This window comes from Mesorhizobium sp. LSJC285A00 (assembly GCF_000503155.1).
Taxonomy (GTDB): Bacteria; Pseudomonadota; Alphaproteobacteria; order Rhizobiales; family Rhizobiaceae; genus Mesorhizobium.
In genome coordinates this window covers 26,115-43,344 of the sequence record NZ_AYVK01000051.1, presented here as the reverse complement: position 1 = coordinate 43,344, position 17,230 = coordinate 26,115, and the positions used below count along the sequence as shown (strand labels likewise).

Annotated in this window: 17 protein-coding genes; 8 read left to right on the top strand and 9 right to left on the bottom strand. The window is 63.3% G+C overall.

Annotated elements, in window-relative coordinates; translation table 11 throughout:
• The first annotated feature begins 268 nt into the window (after nucleotides 1-268).
• From X726_RS140815 to X726_RS140835, 5 genes are all read left to right on the top strand, one after another.
• A complete protein-coding gene (locus tag X726_RS140815) occupies nucleotides 269-952 on the top strand; it encodes a M15 family metallopeptidase (RefSeq protein ID WP_023673083.1) in 684 nt (227 codons plus the stop codon).
• Nucleotides 953-1,182: 230 nt separating this feature from the next.
• Complete coding sequence (locus tag X726_RS140820; protein ID WP_023673082.1) at nucleotides 1,183-2,211, top strand: sulfate ABC transporter substrate-binding protein; 1,029 nt, start codon at nucleotides 1,183-1,185, stop codon at nucleotides 2,209-2,211.
• 18 nt (nucleotides 2,212-2,229) lie between these two features.
• Entirely contained in the window at nucleotides 2,230-3,081 is an 852-nt protein-coding gene (gene cysT / locus X726_RS140825; protein ID WP_023687973.1) for a sulfate ABC transporter permease subunit CysT, read from the top strand.
• Nucleotides 3,074-3,958 (top strand): sulfate ABC transporter permease subunit CysW, encoded by an 885-nt coding sequence (gene cysW, locus X726_RS140830; RefSeq protein WP_023673080.1) that lies wholly within the window; start codon nucleotides 3,074-3,076, stop codon nucleotides 3,956-3,958. The genes cysT and cysW overlap by 8 nt, the downstream gene beginning before the upstream one ends.
• A gap of 69 nt (nucleotides 3,959-4,027) precedes the next feature.
• A complete protein-coding gene (locus tag X726_RS140835; RefSeq protein ID WP_023673079.1) occupies nucleotides 4,028-5,068 on the top strand; it encodes a sulfate/molybdate ABC transporter ATP-binding protein in 1,041 nt (346 codons plus the stop codon).
• Nucleotides 5,069-5,082: 14 nt separating this feature from the next.
• Here X726_RS140835 and X726_RS140840 read toward each other — a convergent pair whose 3' ends face one another.
• Both X726_RS140840 and X726_RS140845 read right to left on the bottom strand, forming a co-directional pair.
• Complete coding sequence (locus tag X726_RS140840) at nucleotides 5,083-5,481, bottom strand: type II toxin-antitoxin system VapC family toxin (RefSeq protein ID WP_023673078.1); 399 nt, start codon at nucleotides 5,479-5,481, stop codon at nucleotides 5,083-5,085.
• The gene (locus tag X726_RS140845; protein WP_023682213.1) at nucleotides 5,481-5,753 is read right to left on the bottom strand and encodes an AbrB/MazE/SpoVT family DNA-binding domain-containing protein; all 273 of its coding nucleotides are present in this window, start codon (nucleotides 5,751-5,753) and stop codon (nucleotides 5,481-5,483) included. The genes X726_RS140840 and X726_RS140845 overlap by 1 nt, the downstream gene beginning before the upstream one ends.
• A gap of 240 nt (nucleotides 5,754-5,993) precedes the next feature.
• Between X726_RS140845 and X726_RS140850 the strand changes: the two genes are divergently transcribed.
• Together X726_RS140850 and X726_RS140855 are read left to right on the top strand one after the other, a co-directional pair.
• Nucleotides 5,994-6,977, top strand: a complete 984-nt coding sequence (locus X726_RS140850) for a sulfate ABC transporter substrate-binding protein (protein ID WP_023673076.1) — start codon at nucleotides 5,994-5,996, stop codon at nucleotides 6,975-6,977.
• 260 nt (nucleotides 6,978-7,237) lie between these two features.
• Nucleotides 7,238-7,687, top strand: a complete 450-nt coding sequence (locus tag X726_RS140855) for an Rrf2 family transcriptional regulator (RefSeq protein WP_023673075.1) — start codon at nucleotides 7,238-7,240, stop codon at nucleotides 7,685-7,687.
• A 65-nt stretch (nucleotides 7,688-7,752) separates the two neighbouring features.
• Here the strand turns inward: X726_RS140855 and X726_RS140860 are convergent, their stop codons facing one another.
• Nucleotides 7,753-9,321, bottom strand: coding sequence for an acyl--CoA ligase (locus tag X726_RS140860; protein WP_084630940.1), 1,569 nt, complete (start codon nucleotides 9,319-9,321; stop codon nucleotides 7,753-7,755).
• Nucleotides 9,322-9,407: 86 nt separating this feature from the next.
• Between X726_RS140860 and X726_RS140865 the strand changes: the two genes are divergently transcribed.
• The gene (locus X726_RS140865; protein WP_023673073.1) at nucleotides 9,408-10,553 is read left to right on the top strand and encodes a hypothetical protein; all 1,146 of its coding nucleotides are present in this window, start codon (nucleotides 9,408-9,410) and stop codon (nucleotides 10,551-10,553) included.
• Here the strand turns inward: X726_RS140865 and X726_RS140870 are convergent.
• The 6 genes from X726_RS140870 to X726_RS140895 form a co-directional block, all read right to left on the bottom strand.
• Entirely contained in the window at nucleotides 10,548-11,102 is a 555-nt protein-coding gene (locus tag X726_RS140870) for a gluconokinase (protein WP_023673072.1), read from the bottom strand. The genes X726_RS140865 and X726_RS140870 overlap by 6 nt on opposite strands.
• Nucleotides 11,103-11,104: 2 nt before the next feature.
• Nucleotides 11,105-12,091, bottom strand: a complete 987-nt coding sequence (locus X726_RS140875) for an ABC transporter permease (protein WP_023673071.1) — start codon at nucleotides 12,089-12,091, stop codon at nucleotides 11,105-11,107.
• Nucleotides 12,088-13,068: an ABC transporter permease gene (locus X726_RS140880; protein WP_023673070.1), complete on the bottom strand. Its 981-nt coding sequence runs from the start codon at nucleotides 13,066-13,068 to the stop codon at nucleotides 12,088-12,090. Before X726_RS140880 ends, X726_RS140875 begins: the two co-directional genes overlap by 4 nt.
• The gene (locus X726_RS140885) at nucleotides 13,065-14,630 is read right to left on the bottom strand and encodes a sugar ABC transporter ATP-binding protein (RefSeq protein ID WP_023673069.1); all 1,566 of its coding nucleotides are present in this window, start codon (nucleotides 14,628-14,630) and stop codon (nucleotides 13,065-13,067) included. The genes X726_RS140880 and X726_RS140885 overlap by 4 nt, the downstream gene beginning before the upstream one ends.
• A 94-nt stretch (nucleotides 14,631-14,724) precedes the next feature.
• Complete coding sequence (locus X726_RS140890; protein ID WP_023673068.1) at nucleotides 14,725-15,849, bottom strand: sugar ABC transporter substrate-binding protein; 1,125 nt, start codon at nucleotides 15,847-15,849, stop codon at nucleotides 14,725-14,727.
• A gap of 325 nt (nucleotides 15,850-16,174) precedes the next feature.
• Complete coding sequence (locus tag X726_RS140895; RefSeq protein WP_023712085.1) at nucleotides 16,175-17,203, bottom strand: LacI family DNA-binding transcriptional regulator; 1,029 nt, start codon at nucleotides 17,201-17,203, stop codon at nucleotides 16,175-16,177.
• Nucleotides 17,204-17,230: the final 27 nt, after the last annotated feature.

Sequence of the window (17,230 nt, the reverse complement as noted above, 5' to 3'; positions counted from 1 at the left end):
GTGTTCGTTGAATAGATGGCGCCAAGCGATTCAGGGGATTGGGCTTCTTCGCCCGAGGCCCGGCGCGAGGCACCCCCCTCTGGCCTGCCGGCCATCTCCCCCGCAAGGAGGGAGATTGGCAGCTTCGGCGCCACGCTCATTCAGCAACGTTGAAAAATGGCGAAAGCCGCAGCGACATCTGATCTCCCCCCTTGCGGGGGAGATGGCCGGCAGGCCAGAGGGGGGTGTGCCGAAGCGCTTGCATCGAGGATTGGCCTTAGCCCTATCCATGTTCGTTTCGACTTGCTCCCCCGCCGACGCCGATCCCCTGCCCGCCGGCTTCGTCCGCCTGGCCGATGTCGATCCCTCGATCCGCCAGGAAATCCGCTATGCCGGCCTGGAAAATTTCCTGCATCGCAAGGCCGATGGCTACGACGCCCCAATCTGCATCCTCACGAAGCAAGCTGCGCATGCGCTGTCCGGTGTGCAGAAAGCGCTCGCCGCCGATGGCCTGACGCTGGTCGTCTTCGACTGCTACCGCCCGGCCCGCGCCGTTGCCGACATGGGCAAATGGACCAGAGAGGGCGGCCCGCCCGATCCGCAATGGTACCCTCAAGTGCAGCGCGGCGACCTCATCGCCAAGGGCTATATCGGCGAATTGTCCACCCATTCGCGCGGCTCGACCGTCGATGTCGCCATCGCCCGCAGCGACGGCAAGAACAAGTCATCCGCCGCTTGCGGCGCGCCCGGCGCCGGCACGCTCGATTTCGGCACCAGCTTCGACTGTTTCGACCCGGCAAGCGAAACCGCACATCGCCCATTGGCGGCAGAAGCGGCGGCAAACCGCAAAAGGCTGCTCGACGCCATGCGCGCCGGCGGCTTCAAGAATTATGCGCGAGAGTGGTGGCACTACACGCTTCGGGATGAGCCGTTTCCAAAGCTGCGCTTCGATTTTCCCATCACTGCGGGCTGAACCGCCCGGTGCTACACCGAGCCTTCCCTCACTCGGCCTTGCTTCTGCGGTGTCAGCTCCTACATAGCGTCAAACCGGCCGGATTTGGGTTAGACCAATATGAGGAAAATATTTCCTTCCGAAACCCAATATCGGCGGAAATTTCCTTCGAGTGGACAAAAAAGGCAACGTTGAATGCATCTAATTTCTATCAATTCGATAGAGTTCAGCCGTCATCAACGGAGGCGGGAATGACCAAACCTCATTTCAAGAAACTGCTCGGCGCACTGGTCGCCACATCGATCCAGTTCGGCACGCTCGGTTTCGCGTTTGCCGATACGACCATTCTGAACGTGTCCTACGACCCGACACGCGAACTCTACAAGGCCTATGACGAAGCCTTCGTCGCACACTGGAAGGCCGAGACCGGCGAGACGGTCACCATCCAGCAATCGCATGGCGGCTCCGGCGCCCAGGCCCGCGCCGTGATCGACGGCCTCGATGCCGATGTGGTCACGCTGGCGCTCGAAGGCGACATCAACGCCATCGTCACCAAGTCGAAGAAGATCAACCCGGACTGGCGCAAGAAGTTCGAGAACAATTCGGCGCCTTACACCTCGACCATCATCTTCCTGGTCCGCAAGGGCAACCCGAAGGGCATCCACGACTGGAGCGATCTGGTCAAGGACGGTGTCCAGGTGATCACGCCGAACCCGAAGACGTCGGGTGGCGCCCGCTGGAACTACCTTGCCGCCTGGGCCTATGCCAACGCCAATGATGGCGGCGACGAAGCCAAGAACAAGGAATTCGTCGGCAAGCTCTACGCCAATGCTCCGGTGCTCGACACCGGTGCGCGCGGCTCGACGGTCACCTTCGCGCAAAAAGGCATCGGCGACGTACTGATCGGCTGGGAAAACGACGCCTATCTGGCGCTCAATGAATTCGGCGCCGACAATTTCGAGATCGTCTATCCCCCGACCTCGATCCTGGCCGAGCCGCCGGTGGCGATCGTCGACGCCAATGTCGATGCCAAGGGCACCCGCAAGGTCGCCGAAGCCTATCTCGGCTGGCTCTATTCCAAGGAAGCCCAGACGATCATCGCCAAGAACCACTATCGTCCGGCCAAGCCCGAGCTGGTGGATGCGGCTGACATTCCGAAGACGCCCGAAATCAAGCTGATCTCCATCGACGATCCGCTTTTTGGCGGCTGGAAGAAGGCACAGCCTTATCATTTCGGCGACGGTGGTATATTCGACCAGATCTACAAGCCGGCCCAGTAGGATTTAGATCAGGACGACATGACCATAGCACCCGCCAAGGCGGGGTGGCGATTCAGACAGCCGAGTGTCATTCCGGGTTTCGGATTGACGCTCGGCTTCTCGCTTGCCTACCTCACGCTCATCATCCTCATCCCCCTGTCGGGCCTGATCTGGCGCTCGGCAGCCCTCGGCTGGACCGATTTCTGGGCGATCGCCACCGACCGCCGGACCATCAACGCACTCGAAATCAGCTTCGGCACAGCCTTCATCGCAGCCGCCGTCAACGTCGTCTTCGGCACGCTCGTCGCCTGGGTGCTGGTGCGCTACCGCTTCCCCGGCCGCCGCGTCGTCGACGCCATGGTCGACCTGCCCTTCGCGCTGCCGACCGCGGTCGCGGGCATTGCGCTGACCACTCTTTATGCGCCCAATGGCTGGATCGGCCATCTCCTGGCGCCGCTCGGCATCAAGGTCGCCTACACGCCGCTCGGCATTGTCGTGGCGCTTGTCTTCATCGGCCTGCCGTTTGTCGTGCGCACGGTGCAGCCGATCATGGAGGAGATCGACAAGGAAGTGGAGGAAGCCGCCGCGACGCTCGGCGCCAACCGCTTCCAGATCATCACCCGCATCCTGTTTCCCGGCCTGGCGCCGGCCATCATCACCGGCTTCTCACTCGCCTTCGCGCGCGGCGTCGGCGAATACGGCTCGGTCATCTTCATCGCCGGCAACCTTCCCTACAAGTCGGAGATCGCACCGCTTCTGATCGTCATCCGGCTCGAGGAGTACAATTATCCGGCGGCCACCGCGATCGCGGCGATCATGCTTTTGCTGTCGTTCGTGATGCTGCTGGTCATCAACCTGGCGCAGTCATGGAGTCGCAAGCGCTATGGCTGACCCCGAGATCAAATCCTACGAACCGCATCACGAGAGCCGGTCGGCGGCGGTGACCGAAAGCCGGCCGGTGCGGCTGCTGCTGATGGCGGTGGGCTTCGCCTTCCTCGCCATCTTCCTGCTGCTGCCGCTGATCATCGTCTTCCACGAGGCGCTGGCGAAAGGCATTGGCGCCTACACGGAATCGCTCTCCAATCCCGATACGCGCTCGGCGATCCGGCTGACGCTGCTGGTGGCGGTGATCGCCGTGCCGCTTAACGTCGTCTTCGGCATTTCGGCTGCCTGGGCGATCGCCAAGTTCGAGTTCAAGGGCAAGGCTTTTCTGACCACGCTGATCGACCTGCCCTTCTCGGTCTCGCCGGTCATTTCCGGCCTGGTCTATGTGCTTTTGTTTGGCGCTCAGGGACTGTTCGGTGAATGGCTGAAGGCGCACGGCATCCAGATCTTGTTCGCCGTGCCCGGCATCGTGCTCGCGACCATCTTCGTCACCTTCCCCTTCGTTGCCCGCGAACTGATCCCGCTGATGCAGGAACAGGGCAACGGCGACGAGGAAGCCGCGCTCTCTCTCGGCGCCAATGGCTGGCAGACCTTCTGGTACGTGACGCTGCCCAACGTCAAATGGGGATTGCTCTACGGCGTGCTTCTGTGCAACGCCCGCTCGATGGGCGAATTCGGCGCGGTCTCGGTCGTGTCGGGCCACATACGCGGGCTGACCAACACCATGCCGTTGCATGTCGAAATCCTCTACAACGAGTACAACGCCGTCGGCGCTTTTGCCGTCGCTTCGCTGCTTGCCGGCCTGGCGCTGGTCACGCTGGTCTTGAAAACACTTCTTGAGATGCGCTACGGCGCCGAGATCGCCGCGACGCGCGGACATTAGATGCATGTCGCCCAAAAGTGTGAAGCGGTTTTGGGATAACGACATGCATCCACTAAAAAGGGACATTTGATGGAAGTTCGCGTTGCCAACGTACGCAAGGAGTTTGACCGGTTTCCGGCCCTCCATGACGTATCGCTTGACATCAAGTCGGGTGAGCTGATCGCGCTGCTTGGGCCATCCGGCTCCGGCAAGACGACGCTGCTGAGGCTTATCGCCGGCCTGGAGCGGCCGACGCGCGGAAAGATCTTCTTCGGCGACGAGGACGCCTCGCACCGCTCGATCCAGGAGCGCAATGTCGGCTTCGTCTTCCAGCACTATGCGCTCTTCCGGCACATGACGGTCGCCGACAATATCGGCTTCGGCCTCAAGGTGCGGCATGGACCGTCGCGACCACCGGCGGCCGAAATCCGCCGACGCGCCTCCGAACTGCTCGATCTCGTTCAGCTTTCCGGCCTGGAAAAGCGCTATCCGGCGCAACTTTCCGGTGGCCAGCGCCAGCGCGTGGCGCTCGCCCGGGCCATGGCCATCGAGCCCAAGGTGCTGTTGCTCGACGAGCCGTTCGGCGCGCTCGATGCGCAGGTGCGCCGGGAACTCCGCCGCTGGCTGCGCGAGATCCATGACCGTACCGGCCACACCACCGTCTTCGTCACCCACGACCAGGAAGAGGCGCTCGAGCTTGCCGACCGCGTCGTGGTGATGAGCCAGGGCCGCATCGAGCAGGTCGGCTCCGCCGACGAGATCTACGACACGCCGAACTCGCCCTTCGTCTACTCCTTCATCGGCGAATCGAGCATGCTGCCGGTCAAGGTTGAGAATGGCGAGATCTGGCTCGCCGACCGTCCGATCGGCGTGTCGGCGCCGCACGCACCCGAGGGCGATGCGACGCTGTATTTCCGCCCGCACGATATCGAACTGCTCGACGGCTGCAGCGGCTGCATCGCCGGCACGGTCGCCGCCAGCCGCCGCGTCGCCGGCACAAGACGCGTCGAACTGGAAATCGGCGGCGAGCGCCAGCGCGTCGAGATCGAACTGCCTGTGGACCATCCTGCGGCGCAGAAGAGCCGGGTGGCGTTCAGGCCGAGGCGCTGGAAGCTTTTCCCGGCGGCATAGACATCGATCCGGCGCTACTCCAGCCAGTTCTCGACCGTCAGGCCCTTGATCCGACGGAACTCAGCGGTGTTGGCCGTCACCAGTGTCGTCCCCAACACACAGGCATGGGCAGCAATGAAAAGATCATTGTGGCCGATTGGCTGGCCTCTGGCCTCCAGCTCGGCACGAAGTGCTCCGTATTCGTTATCCATCGGCACATCGAGCGGCAACACAGGAACCTCGGCGAGCAATTCCTCCACCTTGGCGAGCAGCTTGGCCGATCTCTTGCGGGCGCAGCCATAACGCAGCTCCGAGGCGACAACGATGCTGGTGCACAGGGCACCGTCTCCCGCGCGAACCGCCGCACTGGCAGCCTTGCCGGCAGGGTTTCGGATCATGTCGCTGAGAATGTTGGTGTCCAGCATGAACCGCATCAAAAGATATCCTCAGGCCCCACGGGCGCATCATGGATCTCGGGAAAGTCGTCTTCAGGACCAAGCGGCGGCTCTTTCGCCCATTGGGTGAGCAAGGCGGTGAGGCCTGGTTGACGGACCGGCTCGATGATCAGCCGGTCGCCATCGCGGCTGATCAGGACCTTCTCGCCAGGCAGCTCGAATTCGACAGGGATGCGAACCGCCTGACTGCGGTTGTTGCGAAACAACTTCGCCTCCCTGGGCGGTGGTATTGAGTGACGGTGCTGCGGCATGGCAGCCTCCCCTGTCTGTTCCACTTGTATATGCCATTTGTATATGCCACTCGGCCTCGAATTGCAAACCACAGAAAACCCCAACGCATCGGCATTTCGGCTGGAATGAAATTTCGCCGATAACCTGCTTCAGCGATTTCTTTTTCGCTGCAACGCCATACGTCTGCCCCGTGTGCCTCGCAGTACACCCTCCGGCCCGGCTATGTTCTGGCAACGCATTGCACATCGGAGCCTGTTTTCATGAAGCGTTTTTTGCTCAGCGTAGCCGCCGCCGGCCTGATCCTCGCCTCTTCGCAGGCTTGGTCGGCCGACAAATTGCTCAACGCTTCCTATGATGTCGGCCGCGAATTGTTCGCCCAGGTGAACAAGGCTTTCGTCGCCGGCCATCCGGGCGTCACCGTCGACCAGTCGCACGCCGGCACCTCGGCGCAGGCGCGCGCCATTGCCGAAGGCCTCGGCGCCGATGTCATCACCTTCAACCAGGTCACCGACATCGACTTTCTGGTCAAGAAAGGCCTCGTCTCCGCCGACTGGCAGAAGGATTTCCCCGACAACGCCTCGCCCTTCTATTCGCTCCCATCCTTTCTCGTCCGCGCGGGCAACCCCAAGCACATCAAGGACTGGGACGACCTCGTGCGCGACGACGTGCAGGTGATCTTCCCCAACCCCAAGACCTCGGGCAATGCGCGCTACACCTATCTGGCCGCAACCGCCTACGCCAAGGAAGCCTTCAAGGGCGACGACGCCAAGGTGAAGGAGTTCGTCACCAAGCTGTTCAACAACGTGCCGATCTTCGACACCGGCGGGCGCGCCGCCACCACCACCTTCGTGCAACGCGAGATCGGCGACGTGCTGATCACCTTCGAGTCGGAAACGCGCGGCATCCGCAAGGAGTATGGCAACGACAAGTTCGAACAGGTCACGCCAACGGTCAGCCTGCTCGCCGAATTCCCGGTGGCGATCGTCGACAAGGTCGCCGACGAGCACGGCAGCCGTGACCTCGCCAAGACCTATCTCGATTTCCTCTACACGCCCGAGGGCCAGACCATCGCGGCTGAAAATGGCCTGCGCGCCCGCAACGCTGAAGTCGCGGCAAAATACAAGGCCGACTTCCCCGATGTCCGCCTGCTGACGGTGGAAGACGTCTTTGGCGGCTGGGACAAGGTACAGAAGGAGCACTTCGCCGCCGGCGGTCTGCTCGACCAGACCTATGGCAGCCGCTGATATCAGCAGCGTTCGACCTCACCTCACAAGAAAGCCGGCGCTTTGCCGGCTTTTTTGATTTCGCGCGCCGACAAACGGCTTTCAGGCGGAATCTGTCGCGATCGGCGAAAACGTTACAAAGAATCAACGCCTTTGTGCCTAACATCTCAACCGGGCGGCTTGTTCTACGCGAAACCGGGTTGTTCAGGCGAAACGTCATGATTTGCACACAAACAACCGCCAGATGCGGGTGGTTGGGGTTTTCATGAACTGAAGCGGGCATGCTTACCAAAAAAGGCAAATACGGCCTCAAGGCCCTCGTGCATCTTTCCGGCCTGCCGGTCGGCCAGCTTGCATTCGTCAACGACATCGCGATCGCCAACAACATCCCGAAGAAATTTCTGGATGCCATTCTGGGCGAGCTGCGCAATGCCGGCTTCGTCCTCAGCCGCAAGGGCAAGGAAGGCGGTTATCGCCTCGCCCGGCCGGCTTCCGAAATCAAGATCGGCCACGTCGTGCGCGTGCTGGACGGCCCGCTCGCTCCCATACCCTGCGCCAGCCGCACGCAATACCAGCGCTGCGAGGATTGCGACGAGGCGACCTGCCAAGTCCGGCACATGATGCTGGAAGTGCGCCAGGCGATCGCCGAAGTGCTGGACAATCGCAGCCTCGCCGCCATGCGCGACGCCGACAATGATGATTTTCCGGTCGAACTGACATCGCAGATCTAAATTAGAGCATGGTCCCGAAAAGTGCGAACCGGTTTTCGGACAAGATCATGCTGAAATGAGAGTCCTCAGACCAGGCCGAGCTTGCCGGCCAGGCCGACGCGCTGGATTTTGCCGGTGGGACCCTTGGGTATCTCCTGGAGAAACAGGATGTGGCGCGGCACCTTGAACTCGACGATCCGGCTGCGCGCGAAATCACGAATCTGCTCGGCATCGGCGGTGGCGCCCTCGGCCAGCACGATGGCCGCACCCACCTCTTCGCCGAGCATGGCGTGCGGCACGGCGAAGGTCACCGCCTGCGCCACCAGCGGATGATCGAGCAACACATTGTCGACCTCGAGCGGCGAGATCTTTTCGCCGCCGCGATTGATGATCTCCTTCAGCCGCCCGGTGATCTTCAGATCGCCATCCTCGTCGATGAGGCCCTGGTCGCCGGTGCGGAACCAGCCATCGCTGAAGGCAGCTTCATTGGCCACCGGATTGTCGAGATAGCCATCATGGATGTTGGCGCCGCGCACCGCGATCTCGCCCTTTTCACCCGCCGGCAGGATCGTCCCCTTGTCGTCCAGGATCGTCACCTGCGGACCCGCAGGCAGGCCGACCGAGCCTGGCTTGCGGCGTGCCGGCGGCAGGCCGTTGGATGTCATCTGGTGCGCCGCCTCGGTCATGCCATAGGCCTCGACCACCGGACAGCCGAAGACGCGCTCGAGGTCGCGGAACACGGTGTCGGGAAGCGCTGCCGAAGACGAGCGGATGAAGCGCAGCCGCGCAGCCGCGATGGTTTCGCCATTGCGGGCGGCGCGCGCCAGGATCGCCTGATGCATGGTCGGCACCGCGCTGTACCAGCTCGGCCGGAAATCGCCCAGCCAGCCGTAGAATTTGAGCGGGTTGAAGCCCGGCGTGCAGACAACAGCGCCGCCGACTGCCAGCTGTGCGCTGAGCGCCGCCATCAGCCCGTGAATGTGGAACAGCGGCATCACGTTGAGACACATATCGTTTGCCGACAGCGCCAGGGTGCTGGCGATGTTGGCCATCGATGCCTGCAGATTGCGCTGCCGCAAGCCGACGATCTTCGGTCGCGCCGTGGTTCCCGATGTGTGCAGGACAAGCGCGAAATCGTCGGGTCCGTTGAACTGCATATCGTCGAGGCGAGCCTCGCTGGCAGCCTCCACCTCGGCGTCGCCCGCCAGCAGAAACTCGCCAGCCTTGGCGCCGTCAGTCACGACGACGTCGAGCACCGCAATGCCGAGCCCCTTTGCGGCGTTGCGCGCGGCATCGCCCATGCCTTGTCCGCACAGCAGCAGCTTCACATCGAGATCGCCGAGATAGAAGCGGAATTCGTCTTCGCCGTAAGCCGGATTGAGCGGCGCCGCCGTCGCCAACGCCGAGACCGCCAGGAAACAGGCCGCCGTTTCCGGGCCGTTGGGCAAGACGATGCCGACGGCCGTGCCGCGGGCAACGCCACGCCTGGCGAGATCGCCGCAGAGCTTGTCGACAAGATTGGCGAGGCCGGCAAAGCTCAGGGACGGCCGGTCCGGCGCCATCAGCGCCACCGCAGCCGGCCGCCAGGGCGCCAGTTGGGGAAGTGCTACCGATAGGGCCTGTTTCAAGTTCGAACCCTGAATGGCGTTCACCATGGCCTTGCCGGCGCCGATTGCGCGCCCGTGGCAGACGCAGTAAAGCGATTTCCGGACGCACGCAAGAACAGGTGGACACCGATCGGATGAGGCTGCCGTGGTTGGGAAAATCCCGGAAAGCCGACCGGACACCATCTTCCGCCGTCATTTATCATACGGAAATCATCGCCGACATCCTGGTGCCCGAACGCGCCGAGCATGTCCGCTTCTTCAGCCGCAAGCAGGTCCGCGCCGGCAAGTTGCGCACCTTCAACAACAGGGATTTCCGCGAGCTGCTGCTGGCCGCCTTCTATCTCGGGGTCGCGGCATTGCTGCCGGTCAATTGGTGGGCCGCGATCTGCAGTCGCATATCGGGGCGGCGCCTCAAGCGCCATATCCGCAAGGATTTCGTGCGCTACGCCGCCGCGACGCGCGCCGTGCTCGGCAATGGCATCGATGCGCAAAGGCAGTTCAGGGCCTTGCTCTGCGCCAACCACCGCCGGCGTTTGCTGCTTGCCGCGCATCTCATCGGCCGCCGCTGGTCACCTGATATCCGGCTGGAGGGCCTGGAAGGCCTGCAAGCGGCGCTGAAGCGCGGCCACGGCGCTATCATCTGGTGCGATCAGTTCACGGCACAGACCATCATCGGCAAACGCGCTCTCCATGAGGCCGGTATCGAGACACACCAGCTCAGCGTCAGGGCTCACGGCATATCCGATTCGACCTTCGGCTTGCGCTTCCTGAACCCGCCGATGGTTCGGGTCGAGAACCGTTTCCTGAAAAGCCGGATCGTGTTCGACCGCAGCGACGCCTACCAGGTCACCGGCCGGATCCAGAAGATCCTTGGCAGCAACGGCGTCGTATTGGTGACCAACACCGTGCATGCCGGCTCGACATTCACCGAAGTCGGCCTTGGCGAGAGCGGCTGGACTCACCTCGCCTCGGCGCCGACGAATTTCGCTGCCAGAGGCAAGGCGGCGCTGTTTTCCATGTCGACCTTCGAGACCGATCCGTTCCGCCAATACCGCGCCGTCCTAAGTCCCGAACTGGTGCCGGCCCCGGCAGAGGCCGGCGAGCGCGCGGCCAGAGCCGGCGCCAAGAACATGGCGCTGCAGGCCGAGTACATATTGCTCAAGCGCGACCGCTTGCTGGAGGCGCTGAAACTCTATCCCGAGCAAATGATGGTCTGGTCCGGCGCCGACCGGTTCACCGAACGACCGGAAACCGCCTTGCCCGACGAGGGTGGTTCATGATTTTGCGCCGGCCAGCAGGCTGGCAACGGCGGTGACGATCTCAGCCACTGGAAGTGTGGCGTCGGCCGTCAGCGCCCGCTCGTCGGCGCCAGGCGGCTCAAGGATGGCGAACTGGCTTTCGACCAGGCTTGCCGGCATGAAATGGCCCTTGCGGTTGGCGACACGCTGCTTGGCGGTTGCGGGATCGATCTTCAGATAGATGAAATCGATATCCCGGCGGAAGCCACGCAGACGATCGCGGTAGCTGCGCTTCAGCGCCGAGCAGGCGGCAACCACGCTTTGGCCGCTGCCGGTCAGGTCGGCGATCCGCTCGCCGATGGCATCGAGCCAGCCCTCACGCAGTTGATCTGTGAGCGGCTCGCCGCTCGCCATGCGGGCGACGTTTTCGGGTGGGTGCAGCCTGTCGCCTTCGACAAAGACGGCCCCTTCCTCTGCTGCCAATGCTTTGCCGACAGCCGATTTTCCGCAGCCGGCGACGCCCATCACCACAATGGCCCGAGGCACTGAGCCGGTAGCGCCCATTGGCGCCTTTGCGGTCTTTTCGTCCATGGTCAGCGGCTTGCCGGCGCGCGGCCGTAGAGCAGGAGCATGGCGACGATGACCAGGCCATAGACGATCTGCCGCCCCGCCTCCGGCATCTGCATGACCGAGAGTATGGACTGCAGGAGGGTGATCAGAATGACACCGGCGACGGTGCCGAGATAGGAGCCGCGGCCACCCAGGATGGAGGTGCCGCCCAGAACCACGGCGGCGATCGACGGCAGGAGATAGGCATCGCCCATCGATTGCGCCGCCTTGGAGGCATAGCCGGCGAGAAGCACTCCGCCAAAGGCGGACAGCCCGCCTGAGATAGCGAAGGCGATCATCACCACGCGCCTTGTATCGATGCCGGAGAGATAGGCGGCACGCTCGCGGTTGCCGATGCCGTAGACGGTGCGGCCGAAGCTGGTGCGGGACAGCACGAACACCATCGCGGCACCAATCAGGGCCCAGATGATGACGGCGTTAGGCACGCCTGGAATGGTAAAACCTGTCGCAAGATAGCGCATGGCGCCGGTGGCCGAATCCTGTGGCGAGTAGCCGCCGGTATAAACGACCATGAGCCCCTGAGCGACAGCGTTGGTTGCGAGCGTGATGATCATCGAGGGTATGCGCAGATAGGCGACGCCAAAGCCGTTGACGATGCCGATCAGCACCCCGCAGAAGATGCCGAACGGGATGGCCAGCGCCACACCGATCGGGCCATAGGCCGCAGCCGCACACGCCATCATCGCGCCCGCCGCCACCGCCCACGGCACCGACAGGTCGATCTGGCCTAGCAGGATGACCAGCATCATGCCTGTGGCGATGACGCCGAGGAACGAGGCCACCTTGAGCTGCTGCAAGAGATATTCAGGCGACAGAAAGCTCCTGGAATAGAGGCTGCCTAGGAACAGCAACAGCACGATGCAGGCGAAGGCCGTCAGCACCGCCGGATCGGCGCGGCGGATGAATTTCGGCATGCGGCCGGCTATGCCGCCCAACGTCGTTTCGCTCACAGGAACCACTCCAGCCGGTTGCGGACCCGAAACAGTGCGAAGGCGCCGAGGCTGACCGCAACCAGCAGGATAACGCCCTGGAACAGTGGCTGCCATAGCGGGTCGAAATCGAACACGAACAACAGGTCGCCGATGGTGCGGAAGGCCAGCGCGCCGAAGATGGCGCCGATGGCGCCGCCTTTGCCGCCGAACAGCGAGACGCCGCCCAGCACCACCGCGGCGATTGAAAACAGCGTATAGGCGTTGCCGCTGGCATAGGCTGCATCGCCCGTATAGGTGAAGAAGGTCAGGAACAGTCCGCCGATCGCGGCCAACAGGCCTGCGAGCGCGTAGGCAGCGAACTTGCCGCGCCTTATCGGCACACCGGACATGTAGGCCGCCGTCTCCGACGAGCCGGCCGCATAAGCCGCGCGCCCGAGCACCGAGCGGCTGAACGGCACCCAGACGATTAGCACGACGGCGAGCAGCGCGATAAGACTGGCCGGCACTACGCCGAACAGGCGCCCGGTCAGCGCGTCGGCGAGACCTTCGTTGACCGAACCGCCGGGAAACGGCCTCAGCAGCAGCGCGATGCCGAAATAGACCGCACCCGTGGCGATCGTGGCGACGATCGGCTGCAGGCGGCCGTAGATGACGATGGCGCCGTTGATCGCCCCGCAAAGGAGCCCGGTGCCGAGCACGGCGATGACGCCGAAAGCGGTCTCAAGGCCGGTGCCGATGACCACCCAGGAGGCGAGGCAATTGGTCAGCGTGAAGATCATGCCGACGGAGAGGTCGATGCCGGCGGTGATCACGACGAGTGTCTGCGCCATGGCGACGAAGGCGAGCAGCACGCCCTTGTTCGACGCCGTCTGCACGACATTGGCGGTGAAGCCCGCCGGATGGTTCGAGGTGTAGATGACGAACATGACAATGAATATGCCGAGTGCCATCAGTGTTCCGCGCTGCTCGGCCAGCCAGTAGCGCCACTCTTTCACGCGTCCGCTCCCTGTCTTGCGCCGGCATCGTCCCTTGCGCCGGCGTCATCGCCGTGGATGTTAAGCGCGCTTGCAATCAGCGCCCGCTCGGTGATCTCGGCTCCGACCAGCTCGCGCTTGACCGCGCCGTCATAGAGCACCAGCACGCGGTCGCAGCAGCCGATCAGTTCGTCATAGTCGGTTGAATAGAACAGGATCGCCGCCCCCGCATCCGCCAGCTTGCGCATCAGTTGATAGAGTTCCTGCTTGGTGCCGACATCGATGCCGCGCGTCGGATCGTTGAGCAGGATGATGCGCGGCTGGCGCATCAGCCATTTGGCGATGACCACCTTCTGCTGGTTGCCCCCCGACAGCGCACCGACCGGAATGTCGAGGCCGGCCGTCTTGATCGCCAGCAGCCCGACCATGTCGTCGATCAGCCGCTGTTCGGCGGCGCGGTCGATGATGCCGGCCTTGGACAGCCGGTCTAGGGCGGCAAAGGACAGGTTCTCGCGCACCGTCATCGGCAGCATCAGGCCTTCGGTCTTGCGGTCCTCCGGGATCAGCGCCATGCCGATGCGGTCGTCGCGCGCCGCTTGGGGGCTGGCGATCGAAACAGGCTTGCCGTCGATAAGGATCTGGCCGCCGAGGCCGCGCAGCACACCGAAAAAGGCAAGCAGCAATTCGCGCTGGCCCTGGCCGTCCAGGCCGCCAAGGCCGACGACCTCGCCTGCCCCGACCGTCAGCGAGACATTGTCCAGCCGGTCCGTCCAGGACAGCTTGCGCGCCTCCAGCACGGGAACGGCGGCGGCTGCGGTGCGCGCGGGTTTCGGCGGGAAAATATGGCTGTATTCGCGCCCGATCATCAGTTCGACGACTTCGTTGTCGCTCTTTGTGCCTGCCTTGTAGCTGGCGACATTGCGGCCGTTGCGAAACACCGTGCAGTGGTCGGCAAGCTCGGCGATCTCGTTCATGCGGTGCGAAATGTAAAGCAGCGCCAGCCCTTCCGAGCGCAATCGCTTGAGCACGCTGAATATCCTGGCGACGTCCGTCGCGGTCAGCGCCGAGGTCGCCTCGTCGAGGATCAGGATGCGCGGCTTCCTGGCCAATGCCTTGGCGATCTCGACCATCTGTCTTCTTGAAAGCGGAAGATCCTTGACCAGCGCCAATGGATGGATGTCGGCCGCACCTGCGCGTGCCAGCGCATCCTCGGCAATGCGGCGCTGCGCCTTGCGGTCGATCATGCCGAAACGCTTCGGCGGATCGGAGATGACGATGTTGTCGGCAACGCTGAGTTCGGGAACCAGCGACAGCTCCTGGAAGATGCAGACGATGCCGGACTTGTTTGCAGCAGCAGGCGAAGCGAACGTCACCTCGCTGCCGTTCAGCATCATGCGGCCTTCGTCGGGCGCGACGACGCCCGCCATGACCTTGATCAGCGTCGATTTGCCGGCGCCGTTTTCGCCGAGAATGGCGTGGATGCTACCGGACGCGACCGAAAGCTCGGCCTTTTCCAGCGCCCGCACACCACCATAGCGCTTGGATATGCCTTCCATCCGGAAAAGCGGAACCGCACCGTCCATCGGCCCTCCCGAGGCAGTTTGACTTCAAGGGATATCGAGTGGCCGGCGCCGCGGAGATCCCGCGGCGCCGGATATGCCGCCTATTGGTCAGCCCCTATTGGTCAGCTTTGGTCTGGCCCATAATTTCCTGCGCGGTGAAATTGATGCCGCAGGTCGGGAAGGAATTGCCGACGAAGAAATTGTCGGACTGGTCGGGGAAGAAATCCTGACCGGCCTTGAAGTTCGGGTCCTCGACGATCGCCAGCGGCAGCTTCACCGCTTGCGGCACAACGTTGCCTTCGAGCGCGGCAATCGCCGTCTTGATGGCGACCGCGACCTGCGCCGGACCGGTGCCGGCCGATGAGCATTTCAGCCCGTCGCCGGCATGTGCCGCGCAGAACTTGCGGAAACCGTTCTCGGTCTCGCCGCCGAACGGCACGAAAGCATGCTTGGCATCGATCATCGCCTGCACGATGCCGGTGTCGCCGCCTTGCCCGGTGATGCCGTCGAACGGGCCGTTGGTGGCAATGGCGTCGGCCGTGGCTTTCTGCGCCACGCCGTCGTCCCATTTGCCGACCACCTCGGTGACGTCCCATTTCTTGCCGGAGGCATCGAGCGCTTCATGGATGCCGTTGTGACGGTCGGTGTCCACGGAAGTTCCGGCAACGCCGCGCACTTCGAGCACCTTGCCGCCATTCGGCACATGGCCGACCAGCCATTTGCCCCACAATTCGCCAAGGCCCTTCTGGTCGACATTGACGTTGATGGCGTCCTTGGTGTCGAGAATATTGTCGAAGGCGACGAGGATGACGCCAGCTTCCCTGGCGCGCTTGATGACCGGCCCGAAAGCGGTCGGGTTCTGGGCGTTGACGACGATCGCGTCATAGCCGGAATCGATGAAGTTGTTGATCGCCGAAATCTGAGCCGGCACGTCCTCGCCGGTCGAGACGACCTTGAATTCCTTCAGTTTCGCGGCGACCTCCGGCTGGGCCGCATAGGCCTTGGCGGTCTGCACCATCTGGATGCGCCAGGTGTTGGCGATATAGCCATTGGCGAGCGCGATGCGGTATGGGCCGTCTTTCTTGGGGAACTTGAAGAACTGCGTATCGGCCGCCCAGGGCGCAAAGCAATCCGGCTCAGCCGACGGTCCCTTGACAACTTCCGGGTCGGCCATGGCCGACGAACTCAGCATGACGAATGCAGTGGCGGCAACGATGCCACCAACAAGTGACTTGATCATCGATATTCCTCCCAGTTGTAGTTTTGTTTGCTGCTGCTTGTTTATTTGATGCTGTTTGTCGTGGTGTGTTTTCCACGCCTGCCGAAGGCCCTCCAGCCTGGCCGGCGCCACGTCTCAAGGGCCCGAAGCCGGCCCGATCCCCTCCCCCTCGCCGCTTCACAGGCGAGAAACGAAACTAGCATATTATACATAATAAACAAGCATGAGCTGTTGCTTATGTATAATAAACAGGGGCGGCCTTTCATCAAAACGTCTGCCCGACGAAAATGGTAGCGCTACCATGACGTTGTGTAAAGCACCATTTGCTGAGGCAGCCAAAGCGTGTTCAGCGTGCGGTGCTCTCGCGGGGCTTGAGTTCGAAACCGAGATCGACGACCCGCTGCTCAGGCCTTCGTCCTGCGATCGCCGCCAGCGCCATGGCGACAGACCGACGGCCGATTTCATAGCGAGGGGTGCGGATACTGGTGAGCGGCGGGAACGCCGCCTGCATCATTTCGAGGTCGTTGAAGCCGACAATGCCGATTGTTTTCGGCACGTTGAGCGCGGCGCTATGGCATTCGAACAAAACGCCGAGCGCGATGTCGTCATTGTTGCAGAAAACGCCGTCGAGCGCCGGCATCTTGGCCAGCGCATCGCGAAGCAGCTCGCGGCCGAGCGTCACGCTGGACAGTAGCGGAGTGGTGGTGACGAGCCGCGGGTCGAACAGGCCGGCCTTCTCCATTGCCGCGCGATAGCCGGCAAGCCGCCGCTGCGAGCGCGGGTCCATGCGTGCGCCGATGAAGCCGATCCGCCGGCAGCCCGCCTCGATCAGATGCTCGGTCGCGGTGCGGCCGCCGTCGAAATGCGAGAAGCCGACCAGCATGTCGACCGGATCGGGCCCGGTCTCCATCACCTGCACCACCGGGCAGCCCGCGCTCTCCAGCAGCTTTCGCGAGGTCGGCGTCTGGTCGATGCCGGCCACGATCAGCGCCGCCGGGCGCTGCGGTGCGAACACCTGCAGCAGGCGCTCCTCCTCGAGGCCGGAATAATGGGTGTTGCCGAGCTGGACGCGGAACGGGCCGTCCGACAGGCTGTCATAGATGCCGCGCACCACTTCTGCGAAGACGTTGTTGGTCAGCGACGGCACCAGCACGCCGAACACATCGGCGCGCGCCGAGGCCAGTGCCCGTGCATTGGGATCCGGGACATAACCAAGTTCGTCGACAGCGGCCTGGATCTGGCGCCGCAGATCCTGGCTGACGCGTTCCGGTTCGCGCAGCGCCCGCGACACGGTAATGGCGCCGACGCCGGCCTTGCGCGCCACATCTGATAGGGTCGGGCGGCCGCCCCCACGACGCGAGCGCGGCTTGGTCATGGACATCCTCCACGTGCCAGGCCCCGG